This is a genomic window from Variovorax saccharolyticus (assembly GCF_030316765.1).
GTDB classification, from domain to species: Bacteria; Pseudomonadota; Gammaproteobacteria; order Burkholderiales; family Burkholderiaceae_C; genus Variovorax; species Variovorax saccharolyticus.
In genome coordinates, this window is the sequence record NZ_JASZYT010000013.1 from 138,370 (window position 1) to 164,772 (window position 26,403).

Consider the following 26,403-nt stretch of genomic DNA (forward strand, 5'->3'; position numbering starts at 1 on the left):
AAACTGCCCACGTTGGCAGAATCCTTGTTAGCTTTTTGTATCTTTTTCATTCATTTGCTTACTAAAATGTAAGCTAAATGTTGCCATTTAGGCGGCAGGCCCTTTGCCGGTATGTCGCCGAGTTCGGCTGCGTGCGGCTCTCCGAGTTCCAGGAGTTGAAGACATGCACAGCCACTCGTCGATGAACCGCGTCTATCGGATTGTTTGGAACGAGGCCTTGAACGCATGGGTCGCGGTAGCGGAAACCGCACGCGGTCGTGGCAAAGGCGGGAGGAGCAGGCGGCCGGCGACCTCCGTGCTGGCATTTTTCGCAGGTGCCGCCCTGTCGATGGGCGCGCTCGCCGGGCCGCTCGACACCATCACCCTCGACGGGCGGACCCAGACGACGCTCGGGCTGCCCTCGGCCAACGTCGTCAACATCACCACCTCGACGATCAGGGGGACGAACGCGTTCAACTCGTTCTCCACGTTCGGCGTGCAGGCGGGCGTCACCGCCAACCTGCATCTGCCGGCCGGCACCGCCAACCTGATCAACATCGTACGGGACGCGCGGACCGACATCTACGGCGTGGTCAACGGCATCCAGGGCGGGGCCATCGGCGGCAACGTCTGGTTCGCGAACCCCTACGGCGTGGTGGTCGGCTCGACCGGCGTCGTGAACGTCGGCTCGCTGACCATCGCGACGCCGACCAGCGCCTTCGTGCGCGACTTCTTCACCTCGAACGGCAATCCCGACGCGACGTCGGTCACGCGATTGCTGAACGGCACCGCGCCCATCAACGGCGACGCCGTGATCAACATCCAGGGCCGCATCAACGCGATCAACGGCGTCACGCTCAGCGCCGGCGCGATCAAGGTAGGCGGCTCGATCTACAGCGGCGCGGCGTTCCAGGGCAGCGCACCGGACTTCACCGACGTGGTGAACGCCAACGGACTCAGCTATGCGACGGCGATGGTCAACGCCGACGGGCGCATCCGCATCGTGGCCGAACAGGCGCAGGGCGGCACCGCCTCGATCCAGCTCGACGGCGCGAAGCTCTCGGCGGCCAACATCGACCTGGCGGCCACCGCCACCCGCACCGATTCGTCGCTCGCCGTCTCCAGCGGCGTCGAGAAGGCCGAGTCGATCGCGAGCATCGGCATCCAGTCCAGCCAGTTGCACGCACGCGATGCACTCAGCGCCAACGCGCGCGCCGATGTGACGACCGGCACCTACACGCTGCCCGTCGCGGTCACCGTGCAGCGCGCATCCGCCGATGCTTCAGTGACCGTCGGCGGCAGCAGCGCCATCTCCACCGGCGGCGACACCGCCCTCGCCGCCAGCGCCACGGTGACCACCGTCGCCACGCCGACGTCCGCGCTCGCCAACCTCGCGGGCGATGCGGCCGTGGCCGTGTCGGACGTCAGCAGCAATGCGCGCGTGCGCGTGACCGGCACCACCGACCTGCAGGCAGGCGGCAAGCTCGGCCTGGCCGCGACCAACACGGTCAACACGACTTCCGTCGCCGACGCATCGGCCGCAGGCAGCAGCGCGGCCGGCGCCTCGGTCGCGGTCAGCAAGATCAGCACGAACACCGTCGCGGCGGTGGATGGCGACGCGCACGTCAGCGCCGGCTCGCTCGACCTCGCGGCCACCTCGAGCCACGTAGTCACCGCGAGCGCCAAATCGGCGGCCCATGGCGCCAGCCAGGACTCGACCGGCCAGAGCCAGGGCAGCCAGGTGCTCACGCAGTACAAGGACAACGCCAGCACCGCCGACAACGCCGATGGCGAAGGCATCAAGGTCGCCGGCGCGGTGGTCGTGAGCGACCTCAAGGCCACCACGCAGGCGTACCTCGCGTCGACCCAGGCGGCGACCGTCACCGGCGCGGCCGCCGTGCGTACCCAATCGGTGAGCACCGTCGACGCCAAGGCCGACGGCAGCGCGACGAGCGGGTCGACTGGCGTCGCTGCCGCCGTGGCGATCAACCTCGGCACGATCGCCAACGAGGCGTATGTTGCGCAAGACCTCACCGCCGGCAGCCTCGCCGTCAGCGCCACCGTGCCGGCAACTCCCGCGGCCACCAACAGCTTCACGACCAGCGCAGTCTCGGGCGCCGGTGCGAGCAGCGTCGGCGTGGCCGGCTCGCTGTCGGTCAATGCCATCGACAGCGCCACCACCGCATCGCTGCGCACCGGCAGCCGTGTCACGCTGACCGGCACCGCGCGCGACGTTGCCCTGCGCGCGGTCGACGCCACCGCGAGTCATGCCAGCGCCACCCCGGCCGACGGCATCACCACCGGCGGCGACAAGGTCGGCATCGGCGCCTCCGTGGCGGTGAACGTCGTCGCGACGCGCACGCGCGCAGCGCTCGAGGACGGCGCTCGGCTCGAAGGCGCACGAGACCTCGCCGTCACGGCCGTCTCGACGCACGACGTCAAGACGGAAGCCGAAGCCGGCTCCGAAGGCGGCGTTTCGATCACGCCGTCGGTGGCGGTGTCGGTGGTCAACCGCACGACGCAGGCCAGCCTCGGCAGCGCCGCCAGCGCCCTCGCGTTGAGCGGCGACCTGGCGCTCGAAGCCACGCAAACTTCCACCACCGAAACGACCGCCAAGGGCAGTGCAGTGGGCGGCAAAGCCGCGATCGGCGCAGCAGTGGCGGTCGCGCTCGTCGACGACACGGTGCAGGCCGACACCGCGCGCGCCATCGTCGCCGATGGGTCCGCCGGTGCCGGCAAGGGCCAGGTGAGTTTCAAGGCGGCGGGCGCGTCGTCCAGCGTAGTGAGCGCCACGGCCAGCGCCAGCGGCGGCCACGACAGCAGCGATGCCGGCACGACCGATTCCAGCACCGGCAAGCCGAAGGAAGACGCCAATGTCGACGACAAGATCGGCAAGCAACTCGCGCTCGGCAAGAAGAAGCAGACCGCCAACGGCGTCGGCGACACGCAGCAGAAGACCGCCACCGCCGACGGTGTCGACGCGCAGAAGAACGGCGAAGGCTCCGCCAGCACCAGCGAAGGGAAGGTGGCCGTCGCGGCCGCGGTCGGCGTCAACCTGCAGAACTCGACCGCGCGCGCGCAAGTGCCGACGAACGTGAATGCCGCGGGCCGGATCACCGTGGCCGCCAGCAACAACACCGATGCCAAGCTCAGCACCGACGGCAACGCGGTCGGCGAGGAAGGCAGCAGTTCGAAGGTGGGCATCGGCGCCGCCGTGTCGGTCAACAAGGTCGCCTCGGTCAATGAAGCGCTGGTGAGCGGGCAGCTGAGATCGCAAGGCCTCACCGTGACGGCCGGCATGACCGACGTCGCCGGTGACACCACGCACACCATCGACACCTCCGCCAGCGCGGGCGCGGGCGGCAGCAGCGTCGGCGTGGCCGGCGCACTGGCGCTGAACCTGGTCGACACCAGCAGCCGCGCGGCGATCGTGGGCGGCGCGCAGGTGGATGCCGGCAGCGGCTCCGTCGCCCTCGACGCCGAGGACAACACGAGCATCAGCGCCAAGGCGGCGCCGATCGACAAGGGCGCAACCGGCGGCAAGGTCGGCATCGGCGCCTCGGTGGCGGTGAACATCACCGGCAACCGGACCATCGCCGAGGTCGAGGACGCGGCCAGCCTCGCCACCACTGGCAGCGTGACGCTCGGCGCGCGCTCGGCGCACGAAGCCACCACCAGTGCGGAGGCGGGCGCCTCCGGCGGCATCGCGATCACGCCGGCGCTCGCGCTGGCGATGCTGGACAACACCACGACCGCGCGCATCGGCAGCGGCGCCGCGATCTCGGGCGCGAACGGCGTCACCGTCTCGGCCACGCAATCGAACACCACCACCACGACGTCCAAAGGCAGCGCGGAAGGCGAGAAGGCCGCGATCGGCGCCGCCGTGGCGATCGCGCTGGTCAACGACGTGACGAACGCGACTACCGAGCGCGACATCGTCGCCGCAACGGGCGACGTCGCCTTCACCGCGGCATCGTCGTCGCGCCACACGACCTCCGCGAGCGCCAGCTCCACCGGCGGCAAGTCCGACGACGAGGCCGGCAAGACCGACACCAACGGCAAGAAGCAGGAAGACGCCACGGTCGACGACAAGACCGACGGCCAGCTCGCCTACGGCAAGCAGCAGCAGACGAAGAACGGCGTCGGCAGCAGCAGCCAGCAGAGCGCCTCCAGCAACGCGGCGGGAAGCAAGCAATCCGCATCGTCGAGCGAAGGCAAGGTGTCGGTGGCGGCGGCGGTGGCGGTGAACGTCATCGATGCGCAGGCCATCGCATCGATCGGCGACGGGCGCACGGTCGGCACCACCGGCGCGCTCTCGCTGGCCGCAAGCGGCCAGACCGACGCCAGCGCCGCATCCGACGGCACCGCGGTCGGCAAGACGGCCAAGGTCGGCATCGGCGCCGGCGTGTCGGTCAACCAGGTCGACTCGGCCACCGCCGCGCGCGTCGGCCAGGACGCGGTCGTGAGCGCCCGAGGCCTTTCGATCGGCGCCGCGATGACGGACGTGGCGGGCGACAAGCAGAACGACGTGTCGGCGACCGCGCAGTCGGGCGCGGGCGGCAGCAAGGTCGGCATCGCGGCATCGCTCGCGCTCAACATCGCGAACACCTCCAGCGTCGCGCAGGTCGGCGATCGCGCGCGCATCGACGCGCTCGGCGGCAACGTGGCGCTCTCCGCGCAGGACGCCACCCAGGCCATCGCCCAGGCCACGCCGACGACTTCCGGCGGCGCCAGCGGCGGCAGCGTCGGCGTCGGCGCCTCGGTGGCGATCAACATCGCCGGCGGCGCGACCACCGCGCGCGTCGGCACCGATGCGTCCGTCGCCAACGCGCAGGACCTGAAGCTGGCCGCCACCAGCCAACTCGACAGCGAAGCCACCGCCACCGCCGGCGCGAACGGCGGCAAGCTGGCCTTCGATGCGGCCGTGGCGGTGAGCACGCTCAACCAGACCACGCGCGCCGAGATCGCCTCGGGCGCCCGCATCACGACCGGTGGCGACGTGATGCTGCACGCCAGCAGCAGCGGCACGCACACCGCCACCGCCAAGGGCGAAGCCAAATCCGGCAGCGCCGCGGTGGGCGCCGCGGTGGCGGTGATCACCAGCGACAGCACGACGCAAGCCGCGCTCGACCGCGACCTCGGCGCCGGCGGCCAACTCGACGTCGCGGCTTCCGCCCAGCGCGCCTACACCTCCGACGCCACCGCCAGCGCTGGCGGCTCGCAGTCCGACAAGACCTATTCCGACAACAAATCTCAGGCCGACAGCTCGCAGGGCAGCCAGACGCTGAACAAGAGCCAGTCGAGCCAGAGCAACCAGGGCACCCAGGGCGGCGGCAAGGTCGCGATCGCGGCCGCCGTCGGCGTCAACGACATCGCCGACGACGTGCAGGCGGCGGTGACCGGCGGGCGCACGATCTCGTCGGGCGGCACGACGAGCGTCAAGGCGACCAACGCCAGCAATTTCAGCGCGCGCGGCGCGGGCGATGCGGTCGACCCCAAGACCAAGGTCGGCGTCGCGGTCGGCGTCGGCATCAGCCTGAGCGACAACACGACCACCGCGTCGCTGGCCGACGGCACGCACCTGACCGGTGCCGACGGCCTCACCGTGTCGGCGGAGTCGTCGCAGAACACCGCGCCGGATTTCGCGCGCAAGCTCGCCGCCGAAGGCGTGGCCGGTGCCGGCGGCAGCAAGGTGGGCGTGGCAGGCGCCTTCGCGGTGGTGGTGTCCAACGCGCAGACCCTTGCCAGCATCGGCGCCAACGCGCGCATCGAGAACGCGGGCGCGATCAGCGTGGATGCGGTCAACACCAGCATGCTCGGCGCCAAGGCCTGGGCCGGTGCGGTGGGCGGCAATGTCGGCATCGGCGCGTCGGTCGCCACCGTGGTGTCGAACAACGCCTACCGCGCCACCATCGGCAGCGGTGCGCAACTGCAGGGCGACAGCCTTGCGCTGAACGCCGAGAACCGCAAGGTCTCCATCCCCGGCGTGTCGCTGCAGGTCAGTGACGTGGACGACGTCAAGAACCTGCCCGACCGCCTCACCAGTGGGCCACTGATCGGCGGCACGAACTACTACGCCGAAGCCGTCTCGGGCGCCGCGGGCGACAGCGTGGCCGTCTCGGGCGCGGTGGCACTCAACGTCTTCAGCGACACCACCGAAACCGCCATAGGCAGCAACGCCAGGGTCACCACCAGCGGCCAGGTCTCGCTCGCCAGCAGCAACGACGCAAGCGCCACCAGCCTGGCGGCCGGCGCCGCGGTCGCCGGCAAGGTCGGCGTGGGGCTGTCGAGCGCTTCCGTGTCGAGCGACAACAGCACCCGCGCCCATATCGATGCCGGCGCCTCGGTCACCGGTACCGGCGGCATCTCGCTCGATGCGCAGAACGTGCAAAACGTGACGCTTGTCGGCTTCAGCGGCGCGGTGGGCGGCAATGTCGGCGTGGCCGGCGTGGCCAACGTGCTGGTGGCGAAGAACCTCGCCGAAGCCTCGGTCGCCGATTCGACCGCGACGCGGCTCGCGACCGGCGGCGACCTGCACCTTGGTTCGGGCAACCAGCTCTCGCTGCTCGACATCGCAAGCGGCGTGGCCGTGGGCGGATCGGTCGGCGTCGGCGTGGCCGGCGCGGTGCACACGGTCGAGAACGACACACGCAGCACGATCGGCGCGGGCGTGCAGGCGCATGCCGGCGGCACCACCGGTCTCGCGGCGACGGCCGCCGAGGACCTGCAGACCTATGCGATCGGCGCCGCGGCCGCGGGCTCGGTGGCGGTGGGCGGCGCGGCGATCGTCAACGTGCTCGATGCGAGGACGGTGGCCTCGATCGGCAACAACGCACAGATCAACAAGGCCGACACCTTGAGCCAGCAGGCGCTGGCCCTGTCGGCAAGCGACCGCACGAGCGTGTTCGACGTGGTGGTCGGCGCCGGCGGCGGCGGATCGGTCGGCGGCGGCGCCGCGGCGGACGTCGGCGCGATGAACAAGCGAACCCAGGCCACGGTCGGCGAAGGCGCCTGGGTCGAGACCGCGCGCAACGCCACCGTACAGGCCGATTCGCAAGAAGACCTGCGCATGACGGGCATCGGCTTCGGCGTCGGCGGCTCGGCCGGTCTGGCGGGCTCCGTGGCCGCCTACGTGCTGACCACCGACACCGAGGCGCGCATCGACGACGGTGCGACGGTCCGCGCCGGCGGCAGCGCGCTGGTGGCGGCGGACGGCCGCACGGCAGTCGACCTGATCGCCGGCAGCGCGGCGGGCGGCGGTTCGGCCGCGCTCGGCGCCGCGGCCGGCGTCGTGGTGCTCGACAAGACCACGCTCGGCCGCATCGGCAAGAACGCGGCCGTGCAGGCCCTGGGCAACGGCGCCGCCATCCAGGCGGCCACCGGCCACTACCACATCGCCTACGGCGCGGGCATCACCGGCCAAGGCCGCGTCAGCAAGAGCGGCCTGGCACCCACCGATGCGCAGGGCAACGACATCGCCGGCCGCGACGCCTTCCTCGCGCTGACACAGGAACGCCAGGCCAACCGCCAGACGCAGGCCCTCAACGGCCTGGCGGTCACCGCCACCAACAGCGATAGCGTCAAGGCCTTCGCGGTCACCGGCGCTGCGGCCGGCGCCGCAGCGATCTCGCTCGGCGCCAACGTGACGACGGTCAAGACTTCCACGCAAGCGGAGATCGCGGACAACGCGCAGATCAACCAGACCGGCGGCACCCCGAACGCGGCGCAGTCGGTGCGCGTGGCCGCGGGCAACGAGCAGTTCCATCTCGGACTCGCGGGCGCGGCCTCCGGCGCGGGAGCGGTCGCCGTCGGTGCCGGCGCGGACGTCTTCGTCGCCAACAACAACACCGCGGCGCGCATCGGCGCCGGCGCGCAGGTCAAGGCCGCACGCGATGTTCAGGTGCTCGCCGAAGGCAAGACCCAGGTGCTCGACATGGGCATCGGCCTGTCGGCGGCCGGCACCGTGGCGGTCGCCGGCTCGGTGGCGGTGGTGTCCATCGATGACCAGACGCAGGCCGTGGTGGCCGGCGGCACCACGCGCATCGACGCAGGCGGCAATGCGCGTATCGCCGCGCGCGACGACACCACGGTCGACATGGCGGCCGGTGCCGCCGCCGCCGGCTTCGGCGCCGCGGGCGTCGGCGCAGCGGTGAGCGTCAGCAGCATCGACAAGACCACACAGGCCGCGATCGGCGACGGCGCGACCGTCAACGCGCTAGGCAACGCAACCAGCGGAATGACCGCCTACAGCGGCGACAGCGACAGCGCGACCGTGAGCGACGCCCGCGGCGTGCAGGTGCAGGCCACGTCGTCCGAAGACCTCTTCACCGTCGCCGCGAGCGGCGCGGCAGGCCTCTATGCGGGCATCTCGGGCGCGATCTCGGTCGAGTCGGTGCGCTCGGACACGACCGCGGCCATCGGCGCCAACGCCAGGATCAATCAGTCGAACACCGGCGCCAACGCCGCGCAGGACGTCAACGTCACGGCCCGCAACACGCTGCGCTCACAGGTCATCACCGGCTCGGTCGCGCTCGGCGCGGGCGCGCTCGCCGGCGGCGTCGACGTCGGCAACGTCAGCAACCGCACCGCCGCAAGCATCGGTGCCGGCGCGCAGGTGCAGGCCGCGCGCGACATCCAGGTCAACGGGCTCGGTCGCGAACAGTTCGACACCACGGTGGTCAGCGGCGCAGGCGGCCTCGTCGGCCTGGCCGGCGGGGTGGCGGTGTACGCGGTCGGCGACGCCCAGAGTCAGGACGCCAAGGACCAGCTCTCGCACGGCGGCAATGCGCGCAATGTCAACCAGGAAGCCGATGCGCAGGCCAGCGACGACACGGTGGGGCGCATGCTCGCCACGTCCGACAACACGCACGCGCGTGACGCAGGCACCAAGGCACAGGCGGCGCGCTCGTCGGTCAGCATCACGGCGTCGCTCGCCACCGCGCTGCCTTCGGGCAACAGCGCGCAGGTGGGCAACGGCGCGGACCTGCGCGCGGGGCGCGACATCGACGTCAACGCGCGCGGCAGCCTCGACTTCTCGATGACCACCGGCGCGGTCGCCGTGGGTGCGCTTGGCCTCGGGGCCGGCGTCGGCATCGCGAGCTTCCACATGAACGACCAGGCACTGGTCGGCGACAACGTCAGCGTGCGCAGCGGCGGCGATTTCCGCGTGCGGGCTTCGCTGGCGGAATCCGCCGCGGCGCAGGGCTTCGCGGGCACCGGCGGCATCGTCGCGCTCAACGCGGCCTATGCCAGCCTGAGCGACGGCAGCCTGACACGCGCCGCGATCGGCAACAACGTGGCGATCCACCAGGCCGACGAGGTGATCGTCAATGCCTCCGACGTGCGCAAGCTCGATGCGAGCGCCTGGGGTGCGAGCATCGGCGCGGTGGCCGGCGGCGCGTCGGTCGCGACCAGCAACATCGGCGGCGCCACCAGCGCGACCATCGGCAGCGGCGCCGCGATCGGCTCCGGCACGGGCGACGCGGTGCGCGCACTCAGCGTGACCGCCAGCGGCGACGTCTTCGCGCAGAGCCAGAGCATTGCCGCGGCAGCAGGCCTGGGCCTGGCCCTGAGCGGCTCGGTGGCCACGGCCAAGGCCACGCCCGACGTCGATGCCTCCATCGATGGCGGCACGGTCAAGCTGACGCAGGACGCCACGGTCAGTGCCACCGGAAAGACCCGCGCGCAGGCCGACGCCGAAGGCATCAACGTCGGCCTCGGCGCCGCGGCCGGCGCTTCGGTCGCCAACGCCCAAGCGGTCTCGCGCGTGAATGCCGGCCTCGGTGCCGGCACCGTGCTCAGCGGGCGAAACCTCACGCTGAGCGCCACGCAGCAACTCGCCGGCAGCGGCGGCGACGTGCGCGCGAATGCGGATGGCGCCGCGGGCGCGCTGTTCGCGGGCCTCGCGGCCACCGACGCGGCCGCCTCGCACGACAGCCGTGTCGTCACTTCCGTCGGCAACGGCAGCACGCTGACCTTCACCGGCAATGCGGTGGTCAGCGCCGACAACGACACCAGCCAATTGGCCACGGTGTCCGGCATGGCCGGCGGCATCGTTGCGGCCGGCTCCAATGCGGCCAGCGCGACCTCCAACACCGTCACGCAGGCGCTGATCGGCGACGGCGTGCAGATCGGTGCGCCGATCGCCACGCCCGCCCTGCTGATGACCAGCCTGCTCGTCAGCGCGGACGGCAACGACCGCAACATCGCCAACGCCGAATCCGGCAGCGGTGGCCTGGTCTCCGGCGCGGCGGCGACGGCCACCACGAGCAGCACCAGCAACACGCTGGCCACCACCGGCAGCGGCGACAACGCGCACAGCCTCTCGGCCAGCACGCTCACCCTGCAGGCCACGCACCGCACCGACTACAACGCGACCGTCAGCAGCGTGAACGCCTCGGTGGTGGGCGCCAGCGGCGCCCAGGCCGTCAACGGCGTGGACAGCACGGTCGCGGCGACGGTCGGTGCGGACGGCCGCGTCGGCGGCAACGCCATCACGCTGCTGGCGAGGAACACGAGCAGCAAGGACTGGATCGGTTCGGCCAACGGCGACACCGCCGCCTTCAACATCGACTCCGGCTCCGGCGGCCTGGTCGACCTGCCAGCCGCCTCCAGCGCAACCGACATCCGGCATGTCACCACTGCCGGCATCGGCGACCGCGCCGTCGTGCATGGGCTCATGCCTGCGGCCGGACGCGCCATCGTGCAGATCGATGCGCAGAACGACATCGTCGCGCGCGACAAGGCCAAGCTCGACTCGGGCGGCGCGATCTCGATCGCGCGGGCGGCATCGCGCATCAGCGTGCTGCAGTCCGACGCCACCGTCTCGGTCGGCAACGACGCGGTTCTCACCAGCGACAACGGCAACATCAGCGCGGGCGCACGCGCCAACGTCGCGCTCGATGCGCGGGCCTCGGCCAACGTCTACGGCCTGGCCGGCGCGCCATCGGGCTATGCCGACATCCGCTACACCGGCAGCAACCGCGCCCTGGTCGGCAGCAACGCGCTCGTGCATGCAGACGACGGCGCGATCCTGCTGTCGGGCGGGCAGGGCACCGACGGCTCGGTCACGCGCATCGACGCGAATGCCACCGTCAACCTCTGGAACAAGACCGCCATACCGATCAGCATCACGCCCGAACCCACGGTGGTGATCGCCAACAACGCGCAGGTCACGCTGGCGGCCGGCAGCAAGGTCGAAGCCGCGGAAGACATCTCGCTGTTTGCCGACAAGGGCATCGTCACGGCCAATGCCAAGGGCATCGGCAAGGACCTCTACCGCGAGGCTCTCGCCGCCGCGGCCAGCGGCATCAGCAACCTGTTCGGCGGCGGCGACGTCTCGTTCGACGTCACCGGCGGCAGCGCCTTCGTGGGCGGCGTGGCCACGGTGCACGTCGACGGCATCGCGATGACCGGCATCAACCGGCGCGCCTCGCTCACCTTCGAGATCGAGCTGATCGATGCCAACGGCAACCCGGTGTCGACGCCGGTGTACGTGCCCATCTACCAGACCGATTCGCTGGGCAACCAGGTGCTGCAGAACGGCCAGCCGGTGCAGATCGGCACCAAGGTGCTCTGGCGCATGAAGTCGACCGCGAGCAAGGGCGTGACCTATTCGGTTGAGCTCGGCAAGGGCATCGGCGCCGACATCCTCGAGCGCATCCAGCGCCTGCGCGACCTGATGGCGCAGTACGCGGGCGACACCGTGGCCACGGGCGCCTACCAGTCCGAGATCAACTTCCTCATGTACAAGCTGGTCGACCTCGGCCTGGCCAAGGGCGCCGAGGACGGCAGCGGAAAGATTCTGGTCGACGCCAGCGGCCAGCCGATCATCAACCCCGGCCAGTGGAGCAATCCGTCGCCGCGCGAACTGGCCCTGACCCAGATCCGCCAATACCAGACGCAGCTAATCAGCGAAACCGGAAAGGCCACCGGCAGCGGCCAACTGATCCAGGACACGACCACCACCGCGCTCGCCTCGATCAGCCAGATCGGCACCAGCGGCGGCACCATCGCCACAAGCGCCAGCACCCTGGCCACGACCAACGCCGACATCGACGCACGGCTGCGCACGCTGACGAACTTCAGCGCCACCAACGCGACCTACGTCGCCACCGCCGCGCTGATCAGCGACAACACGACGCAACTGACCACGATCTCGTCACAGCGCACGCTCAACGCGACCGACTTGGCCACCGTCACCAGCCGGAACAACGCGATCGACACGCTGATCGACGAGATCGGCACGCGCCGCACCACGATGCAGTCGCTCACCGTCGGCTCGACGCAGTACAGCACGCTGCAGGCCGAGATCGACACCCGCCAGGCCAGCATCAAGACCTACGCCGGCGACATCCGCACGCTGCTCGCCACCATCGACGGCCGCAACGACCTGATCGACACCGCTTCGGCCAAGATCGCGGCGAACAACACCGCCATCAGCAGCAACCAGGCTGCGATGGCGACCGCCTTCAAGGGCTCGGCGGCAGGGCAGGACGGCATCGTCACCGCGATCAACACCTCGCGCACCAGCACCGCGGCCGCGAATGCGCGCACCAGCATCGCGACCGCGGCGAGCACCATCGGCACCGAGGCAGGCAAGTTCGACGGCAGCACCGGCTACCTGCAGACCGTGGGCACCGGCTACACCGCGCTCGACACCGCGATCGGCAACAAGACCAGCGCGGCCACCAGCCTCGCGCAGGCCAATTCGGACCTGCCCAACCAGTCGGCCACGCGCGCCAACGGTCCGATCGCCGACTTCATCACCGTCGACGACATCACGGTCAAGCTCGGCAACCTGCGCGTGACCGGCGACAAGCTCGAAGGCGGCGGCAGCCTCAACTCGCCGGGCGACGCCAGCATCAACATCACCAACAACACGCCCAATTTCCTGAAGCTGGGCAACCTGACGGTGAACAGCGACGAGGGCGGCACGCTGCGCTTCAATGGCGTGCTGGTGAACTCCACCGCCGACATCGACCGGCTGAACGCCGGCGGCAGCGGCGCGAGCGGGCTCACGGTGCTCACGCGCGACAGCAGCGCGGCGCCGAAGCCGTCGATCAACATCACCAGCACCTACGACCCGAACGCAGCGGGCACCGTCGTGCTCGCGCCGGCGCCGAACATCGAGCTGGCCGGCGACATCAGCAACCTGCGCGGATCGGTTACCGTGCACAGCGCCGCGGGCAGCATCCTGTCGAACGGCGCCATCCGCGCGGGCTCGGTCGACATCAAGGCCCAGAACGGCGATTTCGTGCAGAGCTACGTCGACAACTTCTTCCACGTCGGCGGCGACGCGGGGTCGATCCAGGACGGCCTGACCACCACCGGCGGCGGCATCATCGCCAACGGCAGCGTGTTCCTGAGCGCGCGCTACCTCAACATCAACAGCCTGGTGCAGAGCGGCATCGAGAACTGGCGCATCGACCTGCCGGTGTCGCCGGTGCTCACCGGCACGGCCAGCTTCTTCGGCATCGCGCAGTCGTCGCTCGATGCGGCGTCCACGGCCTATGCCAATGCCGACGCCGCCACCAAGGCCAGCCTGCGCTACGTCAGCTTCACGGTGGCGGCAGGCCAGGTGCGCTACGACGCCAGCCTGGGCCGGCTCGAGGTCGACATGAACTTCGCCAAGGCCGACCGCAACACGGCCGGCTGGGCGACGCGCACCTCGGCCACCGGCGGGCTCTACCAGCTGGTGTCCGACTACGGCAACATCGGCGCGCGCTACGACGTGGTGAACAACCGCTTCGAGCTCGACGGCACGCAGGTCAGTGGCGGATACATCCAGGCCTACGGCCAGATCATCAACACCTCGGCCACCAGCGGCACGCTGCGCGCGCTCGACGGCTACGGCCAGATCGCGGTGAACAACCCGACCGGCCTCGCGGTGGTGATCAACAAGCTCGACACCGGCAAGGACTCCACCGGCACCGGCCGCGGCATCGCGGGGATCATCGAGATCACCGACATCCAGAGCGCCGACGTCAACACGCCCGCCATCACCACCGTCTACAAGCGCGAGAACGGCGTGATCACGCGCAACAGCGTGGTCGACAGCACCGCCAGCACCGGCCGCGCCACCACCTACGCGCCGCAGGCCGGCCTGCGCTACGCGTGGACCACCGGCGCCGACAACTCGCTGCTCACCTACTGGCAGTTCAAGGGCGCGCAGTACTTCGGCTCCAGCGACCTGCGCTCCGCGCCGACCGGCACCGTCGAGAGCACGTCCGGCCCCTACCTGCTGGACAGCTATCGCCTGGACAACGGCACCTACCTGTACAAGGACACGAGCGTCGCGCAGGGCTACACCTCGAGCTCGAGCACCGTCTCCAACGGCTCGCCGCTGTGGGTCAAGACCGGCGAATGGTCGTCGTGCAACTGGTGGACGCTGTGCATCGCAGGCGACTACCACATGACCTTCACGGAAACCACGCCGACGAAGACCATCACCACCAAGACGCTCAAGGCCGACAACCCGATCCGCATCGAGTTCAGCGGCTACGACACCGGCACGGTGGCGGTGAACTCGGCAGCGGGCGTGCTGCTGAAGGGCGAGATCCGCAACAGCGCCGGCAACACCACCATCAATGCCGGCAGCGGCGTGACGGCGGCGGCGGGCGTGTCGACGGCCGACCGCTCGATCGTGCAGCTCAACGACACGGCGCTGGTCACCGGCAAGAACGTCACGCTGAACGCCACCGGCGACGTCGGCGGCGCGATCAACGGCAACCCGGCCCGGGCGGTCGAAGTGGCGGTGAACGGCGGCCAGCTCGATGCCGCGGCCTCGGTGGGCAACGTCAACGTCAAGCAGACCGTGGGCGATCTGCGCGTCGGCACCGTCACCGCCGGCGGCAGCGTGCTCGACGGCAACGGCCGCGTGACGCTCGCCGCCGATGGCAGCATCGTCGCCGCCAGCGCGGCCTCGCTGATCCAGGCGCAGCGCGTCGACCTGAGCTCGCAGGGCGGCGGCATCGGCAGCATCGCCGATCCGCTCAAGGTCAACGTCGGCTACAGCAACGACATCTCCAAGCGCGGCCTGTACGGCCTGCGCGCTTCGGCCCAGGGCGACATCGGCATCGAGTCGCGCACCTGGAGCGGCAACACCGGCGGCGACCTGCTGGTGGACACCGTCGTCTCGAACGGCGGCGACGTGCTGCTGCGCACGCCGGGCCGCATCGTCGACAACAACCCGATCGAATCGGTCGACACGCGCACCTGGAACGAATTGGTGGCCTTCTGGAACGCCGCCGGCCTGCGCGAGGGCACGGCACAGAACGACGCCAACCAGGCGCAGGCCATCAAGTCCTACAACCTGGGGCAGACGCAGCAGTACAAGTTGTACTGGCAGATCCGCAGCGCGCAGGCGGACCCGTCCGTCTACGACCCGAACTTCAGCTACACCGCCACCGCTGCCGAGAAGCAGTCGCTCGGCAACGACGCGGTGGCGATCGACAAGTTCGAGAAGGCACGCACGACCCAGTACCGCGCGCTCGACACGATCTTGGGCGGCCTGGGCAACAGCTACGACAGCAGCTTCCAGTACGTGGCCTCGAAGACCGAGACCGATGCCATCCTGAACAAGGCGTCGTGGACCGATCGCGAGCTCGGCATCTCGATCAGCGCCGGCCTCCTGAAGGACGTCACCAGCACCAACCCGGTGGTCAAGAACGCGAACGTCTCCGGCCGCACGGTGACGCTGCAGGCCGGCACCGCCATCGGCGAGACGCAGGCGGCCGTCGTGGTGCCGACCAACATCGCGCCGGAGAACCTCACCGATGCCATGAAGGTCGCGCTGGCCTCGGCCGAGCGCTCCGACGTGGTGGTGACCGACAGCACCATCACCGTGCTGCGCCGCGCACCGGTCAATTTCAGCGTGGTGGATGCGCTCAAGGTCGCAGTCACTGCGACGCCGGTCGCCGGCACCGACAACGGCGCGGCGTACCTTGCATCGATGGGGAACGCGCCGCTTGGCAGCATCGCGACCACCGGCGACACGCGCATCAAGGTGCGCGGCACCATCACCAACGCGAACGGCAGCGCACCCGCGGTGCAGACCGGCAACCTGGTGCTCGAGGCGGCCTCGGGCGGCATCGGCTTCGTGCCTGGCGACCTGACCACGCCCGGCACCTCGCAGCCGTTGCGGCTCAACCTGCGCGACGGCGCGACCCTCACCGCACGCGCGGCCGACAACGTCGAGATCAACGCGCAGGGCGACCTCAACGTCGACACCGTGTTCTCGCGCAAGACGGTGAAGCTGAACGCGGCCGGCGCGATCACCGACGCCGTGGGCACGGACGAGCTCAACGTGCTCGGCGAGCAGGTCGAGCTGACCGCGCAAGGCGGCGCCATCGGTGCTGCCGGCACCGGCGCGCTCGGCGTGGGGGTGACCGGCACCACCGGGCGCATCACCGCGATCGCGGCGGGCGACCTGTTCCTCAACGGCACGGCGGGGCGCAACTTCTTCCTCGGCGACCTGAGCGCCGGCGGTGCGCTGGGGCTCGCGGGCCTCATCGACACGCTGCTCGACGGCCAGCTCATGGCGGCCGGCAACGTCAGCGTGTCGGCGGGCAACCTGCTCAGCTTCAGTGCCAACACGTCGTTGCACGCCAGCGGTGGGAATGTGCAGCTGCAGGCTTACGAATTGCGCATGGCCGACGGCAGCTCACTGGTGGCCGGCACCGGCACGGTCCGCATCGACACCACGGCCGACGCCGCCATCACCGGGATCTCCACCGGCAACGGCACGGCCAACGCAGTGCGCATCAGCGCCGGCGGCGACATCCGCGACGCGGGCGACACACGCCTCGACGTCGTGGCCGACACCGCCCCGGCGGCCGGCGTCACGCTGCAGGCCGGTGGCAGCATCGGCCCGGGCAACGCGCTGGAAATGCGCCTGCTGCATCTGGACGCCGACGCGGGCGGAAGCGCCGACCTGGCCGTTCAGGGCGGCGTGCAGGTCGGCCACATCGCTGCGATCGACAGTGTGCACCTGGCCGCGAGCGGCGACATCACGACGACGCAGGTCGGCAGCACGCTCGGCGGGGTCAGCCTGACCAGCAGCGCCGGCAACGTGAATGCCGGCGGCACGAATGCGCGGGGCGACGTCATCCTGGGTGCTGCCACCGGATCGGTGATTGCGGCGCAGACCAATGCGGGCGGCCACATCGACGCCACGGCCGCACAGGGCCTGTCGATGATCCAGGCGACGGCGGGCAGCAACGTGACTATGACTGCGGGTACAGGCAACGTGAACGCGGGCACGACGGCGGCAGGCGGCAACATCGCGATGACCGCGGCAGCGGGCTCGGTCACTGCCGGCAGCAGCCAGGCCGGCGGCACATTCACCGCCAGCGCAGCGCGGGACATCCAGCTCGACAGCGTGGCTGCGCAGGGCAACGTCGCACTCACGGCGGGCGGCACGCTGCAGGCGAACAGCCTCGCCAGCAGCACGGGCCGCGTCGGCGCCACGAGCGGCGGCGACATGACGCTCGGCACGACGACCGCGGGTGGTGACATCACGTTGACGAGCACGGCGGGTTCGCTCCAGGCCGGCACCAGCCAGGCCGGCGGCGCCTTCACCGCCAGTGCGGCGCGCGGCATGCAACTCGACAGCGTGGCCGCCCGTGGCGACATCGCCCTCACGGCGGGCGGCGCGTTGCAGGCCAACAGCCTCGGTAGCAGCGCGGGCCGCATCGACGCGACCAGCGGCGGCGACATGACGCTGGGCACCGTGACCGCGCTCGGCGACATCGCGCTCGATGCCGGCCGCAACCTCACGGCCGACCAGCTGACGAGCGTGCAGGGCAGCGTGGCCGCGATGTCGCGCACCGGCGACGTGAGGGTGCAGCGCTTCAGCGCGCTGCTCGACGGCACGCTCAGTGCGCCGCAAGGCCAGCTGGCGGTGGGCTCGGTCACGGCCGGGCGCGATTTCACGCTCGTGTCGAGCGGCGACGTCTCGCTCGGCAACGGCAGCTCGCCGGGCACCTTCACCTTGACCTCCACGCGCGGCAACGTGACGACGGGCACGCTTTCCGCGAACGGCGTGGCGTTGAACGCGGCCGGGACGGTGAAGGCGGGCCTGCTCAACATCGCGTCGTTCTTCAGCCTGGCCGGCGACCGCATCGACGCCACCGTGCATGGCGGCGCCAACCCTGTGCGCGGCACTGTGACCGGCTACGGCGGCGCCGTGGCCAGCGACGTGGTGCTGGCGCTCGCGGGGCAGGGCGGCTTCCTGATCGACAAGTTCTACACGCACACCGCCAAGGTGAGCGTGGGCAAGGGCATGTATTCGGTGAATGACCTGCGCGTGGTGGACCGCGCCACGATCGAACATCCGGAAACGCAAATCGTCATCGACCAGCACGACCGCTCCATTCGCGCGGGTGCGGACCTCCAGCTCTACTCGTTCGGTGCGCCCATGCAGCTTTCATTCTTCGACAACCACGTGTTCACCGACGGCTTCGTCGTCTACCGCGACGCCAACCATGACCAGATCGCGAGCATGGGCCTGAACCGCAGCGCGGCCGAATACAGCGAGATCTCGCTGGCCGTCGCGACGCAATCCAACCGGCCGCCCGACGATCCGGGAACGCCGGGACGAGGCGACGCTGCCCAGGCATCGCCGGTGACCTATGCCGGCGCGCCGGTGTCGCTCACCGGCCAATGCGGCCTGGTGCCGGAGTGCAAGCCATGAGGAGGATGCATCGCGTCGCCGCCGCGGCCTTGACGACCCTCGCCGCCGCACAGGCGGGTGCGCAGTTGGTCCTGCCGCCCGCCATCGATTCCGGCGCGCAGCAGCAGCGGCAGATCGACGAGCAAAACCGCCGCCGCGAGGCCGAGACCGGACTGCCGCAACCCGCGCAGCCGTTGACCCGGCCGGCCGCACCCGCGGTGCCAGCGGTGCCGCGCTCCGATGCCGACGTGCGCATCACGGTGAAGGAGATTCGCTTCTCGCCGTCCGAGATCCTGAGCAAGGAGGAACTGGAAGCCATCGCTGCGCAATACCGAGGCCGCCCTGTGTCGCTGGCCGAGCTTCAGCAACTGGCCAACCAGGTCAACGCGCTCTACAAGGCCAAGGGCGTGGTCACCGCGCTGGCGACAATCCCACAGCAGGACGTGACCAACGGCGTGATCGAAGTGCGACTGGTCGAAGGCCGGGTCGGCGCGGTGCGCCTGTCCGGCAATGCATCCACGCGCGACAGCTACATCGAATCGCGGCTCGGCCTGAGCGGCGGCATGCTCGTCGACCTGAACCGGCTCGAGCGCAGCCTGATCTGGTTCAACGAGACCAACGACATCCGGCTGCAGGCAGACCTGCAACCGGGCACGGCCTTCGGCACCACGGACATCAATGTCAACGTGGTCGAGCCGCCCCGGCAAGAACTGCTGCTCACGCTCGACAACCTCGGCAGCCCGCTCACCGGTGAATGGCGCGGGGGTGTCTCGTACCGCAACCGCAGCCTCTTCGGCTTCCGCGACGAACTGTTTGCTTCATACACCGGGGCGAGCGGCCAGGACAGCGGGGCGCTGACCTATTCGGTGCCCTTCAACCCCTGGGGCGGACGCGTGAACGTCGGCTTCTATGAAGACAAGACGGCGATCAAGTACGGCACCTTGTCGAGTCTCAACATCACCGGCAATTCGAGCACCCAGATCCTCGGCCTGCGCCAGCCCGTGTGGGTCGACACGACCACGCAGTGGACATTGGTCGGCGGCGCGCTGTGGCGCGACAGCAGCAACTACATCGACGGCACCTTCCTCCAGCGCACCGACTCGCACGACCGCAACCTCGGCGTCGAATGGCAATGGATCGGCACCAGCAGCACGGTCTCGGCCAGCGTCGTGCAGAACTGGATCGAGGCCACCACCGTCGAAAGCCGCAGCTACCAGGCCCAGCGTGGCTGGCTGCGCTACAACCAGGCGCTGCCGCAAGACTTCGCGCTGCGTGCCAACTTCAACGGCCAATACACGACGGACAGGAACCTGCCTTCGGCCGAGCAGTTCATCCTGGGCGGGGAGGGCAGTGTGCGGGGCTACCCGATCGGCACGATCGCGGGGGATCGCGGCTACACGGTGAATTTGGAAGTGCACCATCCGCTCCCGGTCTTCACCGTGGCGTCGCAGACGGTTCCGACCAGTGCGTTCGTATTCACCGACTACGGCAACGTGGAGCCGTTTCGGCCGGTGGGGTCGCTGCTGTCGCCGAGTGAAAAGTTGACCGGGGTTGGATTTGGATTCAACGCGGCAGTCGGAAAGTCCCTGAGTGCGCGGCTGACCTTCGCCTGGGGGCTGGACAGCTTGCCGGCGCCCAATCAAGGAAAGCCCAAGCAGGTGATGTTTCAGCTGATTGCGAGTCTGTTGTAGCCCGACGCTGCAGGGGCGCGTTCCAGCGCAACTGTCACGGCGGGCTGAGGGCCTTGTGGTGCGCCTACAGCGGTTCAGGGATGCTCTTGGGCATGGCCTCGCGTCTTGGTCGGCTTGGGAGGCCTGAAGCAGGATCGCGGGCACAAAAAGACGCGCGCTTTGTGTGTCGATGAGCGTCGCCAACGCCACCGTTCAAGGCGTGGAAGTCGGCATTCAGTAGTCGCCTCGGATGCGGGGCAGCGGTCGAAAACGTCGAAAGTGTCGTCGAGGAAAATAGTCTTCGATCATGCGAGGCTCATGCTTTGAGCTTGACCCGCAGCAAGTGGACTGCCTCTGAGGCTCTTTTCAAGCAGCGCGACCGGCAGGCCGGCTTCACTGCAATCTCGGGCGGCCGAGATCGATCAAAGCGACGACTGCGCTCCCGGCCGGATCGGACAGCGCTCTGGTCCTGATGTCGTCTCCCGGGTAAGGCGCAGCGGTTCGACGACAGTCCGCTCGCCGATGTTCCAAGTGAACGCTTCGCGCTGACGTCAATGCGTTGAACGTCCCCGTGGTGCCACGATGAGCCCTGCTGGATAATCTCGTCCGCCACTGTTCGGCGTAGGCATCCGCGGTGCGGTATCCGTCGGCCTCGAAGCTGCGGCCTTCAATGAACTTTCGCACGGAATCGAGAGTCTCGAATCGCCCATGACCCACTACACCCACCCGACGGACGACCTATGATTGCTGCAACTTCCAGGCGGCGCTGGTGGGCGCTCCTGCTGGTCCCACTCCTCGTGTTCGTTTCTTTGCTGCTGCTGAGCGAGACTCTCTATCAGCGTGCTATTGCGCAAGCACCGGCCTTTCCCTTTTCGGCATGCCACAAGGTCTGGGCGCACCGCGGGCACGCCGAGACTGGACGCGAGAACAGTCTGCAGAGTGTGAAAGGTGCGTTCGAGCGCGGCGCGGTCGGGGTGGAACTCGATATCCTCTTTGACCGCGAACTGAATGACTTCTTGGTCTCCCACGATCGTCCTTACGCCCTATTCGACGGCAACCCGCTGAAGTTGGAGTCTGTGCTCTCCCAGTACTCGGCTAGCGGATTTTTCTGGCTGGATGCCAAGGATCTTCGCAAGCTCTCGCCCCCGACCGCCTACAAGGCAGCACAGCGACTATCCACCATCATTCAACGCCACCAACTCGCCGAGCGGGCGCTGGTGGAGTCAAGCGACCCTCTGTCTTTGCACTGGTTGGCCAGGCAAGGTGTCTACACGAGCCTTGCGGTGAGTCCCAACGACCAGAAATACAGTGCAACCGTGTACAAGCTCAACACTGCCCTCATGAAGCTGGCGTATGCATTTGCGGGGGCTGGCGCCATCTCGATGAACGCCGCCCGATACACGCCGGTCACAGCTGCCACTTTTGGCCAGGTGGCTGTCCTGCTGTCCACAGTGAATGACCCCAAAGCGTTGAAACTCTTGTCCGGGATCGCCGAGGTGAAGGTCATCCTGTCGGATGACGATCAGTACGCCATCACCGCATGTACCGATCGCTCGGGTCAATGACTTCTGACGTCACGACAGTGCTTGAAGGCCGACGCAAGATGCCCAGGCCACACCGTCCGAGAGCTAAACCTTGGTTGGCTGGATGTAGATCAGCCAGAAGATTCATCCAATCCTTATACGGTTGGGTCCTGGTGGGGCGGATCGACTGTTCGGCGTGTAGCCGCCTTTCGGCTGGACGGATGCAATCGCGGCAGGCTCGGGCAGAAGGCCACGCAGGGTAGCAACACTGCCGCGTGACCACGGTCGTGTAGGAGCGATCGGTCAAACACAATTATGTTAAGCAACCTCTACCGGGTCCCCTCAAAGGCTGCTGGGAAAACGCGGCTGAGCGGGGAGGGCGGGGGAAGAGGTCGATCCGGCCGGGGAGTGGAAGGTTTTACGCGCCCTCCCTGCCCAAGAGAATACCGCAGGGCATAGGAGGAAGAGGGCACCCCGGTCTGGCGCGGGCCTGCGACAAACTGTCATTGCGTTCGGGGTCGGCATCGCCGGCTCCCGCGCATTTCGTATCCTGGCAGGAGACTTGCCATGCCATTTCTTGCGCCTTCATTCGCTCAATTACCGCCCCTGGCTGGAGTTTTGCAATGGCCATCGCGACGCTCGTGAGACCGTGCGTGTCGACAGCGAGCAGGGAGATCCGGATGCGATCGTCCGAGGGCACAGATCGGAGCCCAGCAGCTTTGCTCCGGCCATCCCGGCGTGCGTGTAGCCGGTGGTTATCCACCGTAAGCATCGACAGGCGGTGGTGGTGCTTGCTGTTGTAGTGCTCGACCCCCGCGATGGCTGCGCCGTGCCGATCCAGCGGCCGGCCGCTGGCGCACAGGAACACGAACTGCATGGCGACGCCAAGTCGCCGGTCCGCCCTGAAGCGCTCTCTGATCTCCTTTGCATCGTCGGGCAGCAGACTGAAGAATCGGGCGACATCGAACTCGGACAGGGTCCGGGGGAGCCGGTCGGCGCCGACGAAACGCAGGTAATAGCTGGACACGGGGGTCTCTTGCGGTTCTGGCTCCGTGCCAGAGTAGCCAGCGACGAAGGTCTGGAATTCTGCGCTTCCCGGCAGGGCTGCGAAACCAAAGCGCCACAAAATACACGAAAACCGAGATCACCCCACCAAACACCATCCGCTCCTGCGCGGTGGTGTCCTTCAGGATCCCTGACGGCACCACGCGCAGGCGTTGATTCGTCGAACAGTAAGCGTAGGCGGTCAACGGCTGGGACTTCGTCCCCATCCGGCGCCGGGATCCACGGTAGGAGGCGAACAACGTACCCCATCAAGGGGAGAGATTCACTTGAGTATCTCGAGGTTGACTGTACGATTTGCTGAAATTCTGGTTGCGCGCTGCCACTATCTGTCGCCCCGGAGGGTCAATGTCAGAAAAGCCGATGATCTCAACCCCAACCGGCATCGCGCTGATACGCCTTGCCCCGTTGCTCTTGGTCGGCCTAAGCCTGCTCAGCGGGTTCCTTGCATGGCGAGTCACACAGTCACGGTGGGTGATGGCGATCGAGCATGCCGGCGCCGAAAATCGGGCGGAGGTGTTGCAGAAGCGAATTCATGACATCGAGAAAGGTGAGCGGGTACCCATCACCAAGTTCCGAGCACCTTCTGGGCAGGAAGTCACCGTCTCGGTAATGGAGGGCACGTTCAGCAGGGAAGATGGCATCGCATCTCCCGCTGAGGGTTGGCGCAGCGCCCCATGGTCTGATGCTGTACTCCTGAACTCTGTCGACGAAGATCAAAACGTCTCTGGAGGCATGAGCGGACTAGTGATACAGGGGTGCATGAACGAGCGCCAAGCAGCAACGCTTTCCAAGCTGACCGCAGGTGATGCCTCGATGCATCGCTGTACCGAAAAGCTTCGAAGTGACTTTCGAATCAACCGAATCGTCAACGTCGCGGTAGTCACTTGGAAGAGCTACTCGGACAAGGCCCCTTGCTACGATGCGACGCGAGAAGGCGAACAGGAAAAGTACTTCGCGTGCATTAGCGAGACGGTGAAGACTGGAATGAAGCGAGCGTTCGATGAGGTGCGCGAGGCGAAGATGGGGCTCCCAGACGCCATCATCATTCCAGCTCTTGGGACCGGCGTGGGCGCGCTACCAAAGCATGACTTTTATCAGGCACTCAAAGCTGAATTGCTTTCCAACCTTCAGGCTCCGGCCGCCGGGGAGCTCGTCGTGCATGTATGGAAAGGCGACCGCGGCCACCAAGCTGGGTCCTATAGCCTGAGCCGCGTCATTACAGATCTTGAGGCCGAGTGGGGAAGGCGATCACCGCCGACTGCGGACCTATTGACCATTCTGGCGGGTGCGTTCGGTGGACTGGCTCTCTCGACAGCTTGGCTCCAATCCAGGGGTGAACTCTTGACCGCTAGCAGTGCACCCTACGTCGTGGGGTGGGCCGCAGCGGCTTTCGGCGCCGCAACAGGAATTCAACGATTGTTCCTCGATCAAGTCAACGCACTGTTGCCGTTGCTGAATAGTTCGCCATTCCTATTGGCTGTCGGGTTCGCTGGCGTACTAGCATGCGGCCCTCTCATGCGTGCGGCCAACGCATACAAGACGAGCGACGGCAAAGGTCCAGCTTCCAGCGCCGCGGACTCCTCATCGACCCGTTCTTCAGAGGCCTGAGTTAGCACGCTCGCGATCTCGTCTGGGCACGGTCCGACTGCCATCGCTTCGACGTGCGGACTGCGAGGACCGTCGGAGCTCGACCCATTCCGAAGCAAAAGGCTCCCTCAACCGCGCATGGACGCTCTCCGCCCGTGCTTTCGTTCATTCTTCGCGTTGGCGCGCAAAGAAAACCATCGCCCAATCGCTTCAATCCGAATCTGCAGTTGTCGAGAGGCGCCCGCAGCGACTACAAGCGCAGTCCAGGCAAGGAACTCGAACTTGACGGTGGAGAAAAATGCCAGCCAAAACCTCAGCCAGCCATCCTGGGGCTGCTGAAGTGCCACCAAGTTTTCGCATAGATCTGCGAGCGGCGCTCCGACAAGCGCGAGTTGGACCTTCCCAGCGATGCCAGGCAATGCGTAGCCGCCGCGAATCGCATGTGTACCCCACCGGCGAATTGCCCATGCCGCGGGGATCGGGAGCCATACCGCGTAAACGGCAATCAGTGCGAAATCCACATCAATTGCACGCGCACCGTCGAGGTTCCAGATGATCACCAGAAGCATCGCCGCGATCAGGTAGAGCTCAATGCCGAGAGTCGGGACAAACCACGCCTCGGCGGAACGGCGCGCCGGCCGGGCGTCCTGGACTGGACTGGCTGAGGCATGGATGTCGGCTCCCACCTTCGAGCGATCGCGCGTATTCAGCCCGGAGAGCACCCAATACGGGCTATCCAGCGTCTGATCATGCATGCGCTGGTTGGGATCTTCGGGCGCCACGGAGACATCATTGATTTCCAAGCCACAGAATCTCGCCTCGTTGACCATCCAGTTCAAGGTGATGTTCGAAAGTCCGGACTCCCTGTACGATCCACCAATGTCACTGTGAACGCCTCTGAACCAAATCTGCTTGAACGATCGCACGGTCTTCTCATCCGTCGTGAATTGCGGCTCGGCGTACTCGCGGGCCCGGTACATGTGACGGGTCTCGTGGAGCGCCAGAGCATGACGTATGTGAGCGAATCGCTTGTAGGTCAAACTCGTGGAGTTCGTGATGGCGACCCCACTCGTGAGGCCGATGGCTTCGACCGTATCCCACATCCCGGAAAAGTGGATGAGTGGCGTCCGGCCGAGAGAGAAATGCTCGATCACGTCACTGGCAAACTTGTTGCGTTCAGGACTGGTATTCGCGAAATAGGTTCGCACCAGGGTACGCACGATGGACAGGCCTGAGGGATAGACAAGCCCATACATATTGACCATTCCGCCAACCGCACGTGCCGTAAAGGCCCCTCGAGAAAAGCCGAAGAGCCAGATCCGATCGCCGGGCGCATACGTGCGGCACAGGAATTCGTATCCCTCCGCAATGTTCTCGAAGGCACCTTGCCCCAGAGCAAGCCCTTTCACGAGTTGCCATAGGCTCCTGGTTCGCGCGAAGAATCCCGCGGGTGGAAACTCATTGGTTGTTCCAACCCCTGGGTCGTAGTAGACGATCTGCTCTTGTGCATGTACGTACGGTCGTCGCTTGACCAACATGTGCATCAGCTTGACGACATTGGTGTCCGCGCTGTTGCCGAGGATGTTTCCGGTGCCGTCAAAGAAGAGAACGAGGTTCCGCCCCGGCTTCGCGTCCCAAGCCGCTTTCGCCTCCTTGCACTGCGCCAATACTTCTGCGCGGCGACTCTCCTCCAACACAATCTCCTCGCGCGACCGTCCCTCCAGTTCGGATTCCGACATCTGAGACCCCTCTTGTACATTTACTTCGCGCGCGGAGCGACCGCGCGGCGCCGCGCGAGCATCGCATCAGACTCGGACGCTTGGCAAGAGGATTGTTCTTGCCGCCTGGGAATTCCTTGGGAAGGTCAAGGGATGTCAAATCTTCTACCCCCGCCATCTGCGACAGG

General features: G+C 67.8%; 6 protein-coding genes. 4 read left to right on the forward strand and 2 right to left on the reverse strand.

The features are described from left to right. Positions 1-181 precede the first annotated feature (181 nt). The 3 genes from QTI45_RS31125 to QTI45_RS31135 all read left to right on the forward strand — a co-directional run bounded on the left by QTI45_RS31125 (position 182) and on the right by QTI45_RS31135 (position 21,887). Positions 182-18,673: a leukotoxin LktA family filamentous adhesin gene (locus tag QTI45_RS31125; RefSeq protein ID WP_286657124.1), complete on the forward strand. Its 18,492-nt coding sequence runs from the start codon at positions 182-184 to the stop codon at positions 18,671-18,673. Next, positions 18,670-20,343, forward strand: a complete 1,674-nt coding sequence (locus QTI45_RS31130; RefSeq protein WP_286657100.1) for a ShlB/FhaC/HecB family hemolysin secretion/activation protein — start codon at positions 18,670-18,672, stop codon at positions 20,341-20,343. Before QTI45_RS31125 ends, QTI45_RS31130 begins: the two co-directional genes overlap by 4 nt. 719 nt (positions 20,344-21,062) lie before the next feature. Beyond that, on the forward strand, positions 21,063-21,887 hold the full coding sequence (locus tag QTI45_RS31135) for a glycerophosphodiester phosphodiesterase (RefSeq protein WP_286657101.1): 825 nt from the start codon (positions 21,063-21,065) through the stop codon (positions 21,885-21,887). A gap of 376 nt (positions 21,888-22,263) precedes the next feature. Here QTI45_RS31135 and QTI45_RS31140 read toward each other — a convergent pair whose 3' ends face one another. Then, positions 22,264-22,872, reverse strand: coding sequence for a DUF4158 domain-containing protein (locus QTI45_RS31140; RefSeq protein ID WP_286657102.1), 609 nt, complete (start codon positions 22,870-22,872; stop codon positions 22,264-22,266). 383 nt (positions 22,873-23,255) lie between these two features. On the opposite strand from QTI45_RS31140, the gene QTI45_RS31145 reads away from it, so the two are divergent. After that, complete coding sequence (locus QTI45_RS31145) at positions 23,256-24,518, forward strand: hypothetical protein (RefSeq protein WP_286657103.1); 1,263 nt, start codon at positions 23,256-23,258, stop codon at positions 24,516-24,518. 107 nt (positions 24,519-24,625) lie between these two features. On the opposite strand, the gene QTI45_RS31150 is transcribed toward QTI45_RS31145, so the two are convergent. After that, positions 24,626-26,236 (reverse strand): T6SS phospholipase effector Tle1-like catalytic domain-containing protein, encoded by a 1,611-nt coding sequence (locus tag QTI45_RS31150; protein WP_286657104.1) that lies wholly within the window; start codon positions 26,234-26,236, stop codon positions 24,626-24,628. Between the last annotated feature and the right edge of the window lie 167 nt (positions 26,237-26,403).

What these genes read in the sequence shown, in the direction of transcription:
- QTI45_RS31125 (WP_286657124.1), top strand. Translation starts at nt 182, where the DNA reads ATGAACCGCGTCTATCGGATTGTTTGGAACGAGGCCTTGAACGCATGG.
- QTI45_RS31130 (WP_286657100.1), top strand. Translation starts at nt 18,670, where the DNA reads ATGAGGAGGATGCATCGCGTCGCCGCCGCGGCCTTGACGACCCTCGCC.
- QTI45_RS31135 (WP_286657101.1), top strand. Translation starts at nt 21,063, where the DNA reads ATGATTGCTGCAACTTCCAGGCGGCGCTGGTGGGCGCTCCTGCTGGTC.
- QTI45_RS31145 (WP_286657103.1), top strand. Translation starts at nt 23,256, where the DNA reads ATGTCAGAAAAGCCGATGATCTCAACCCCAACCGGCATCGCGCTGATA.
- QTI45_RS31150 (WP_286657104.1), bottom strand. Translation starts at nt 26,236, where the DNA reads ATGTCGGAATCCGAACTGGAGGGACGGTCGCGCGAGGAGATTGTGTTG.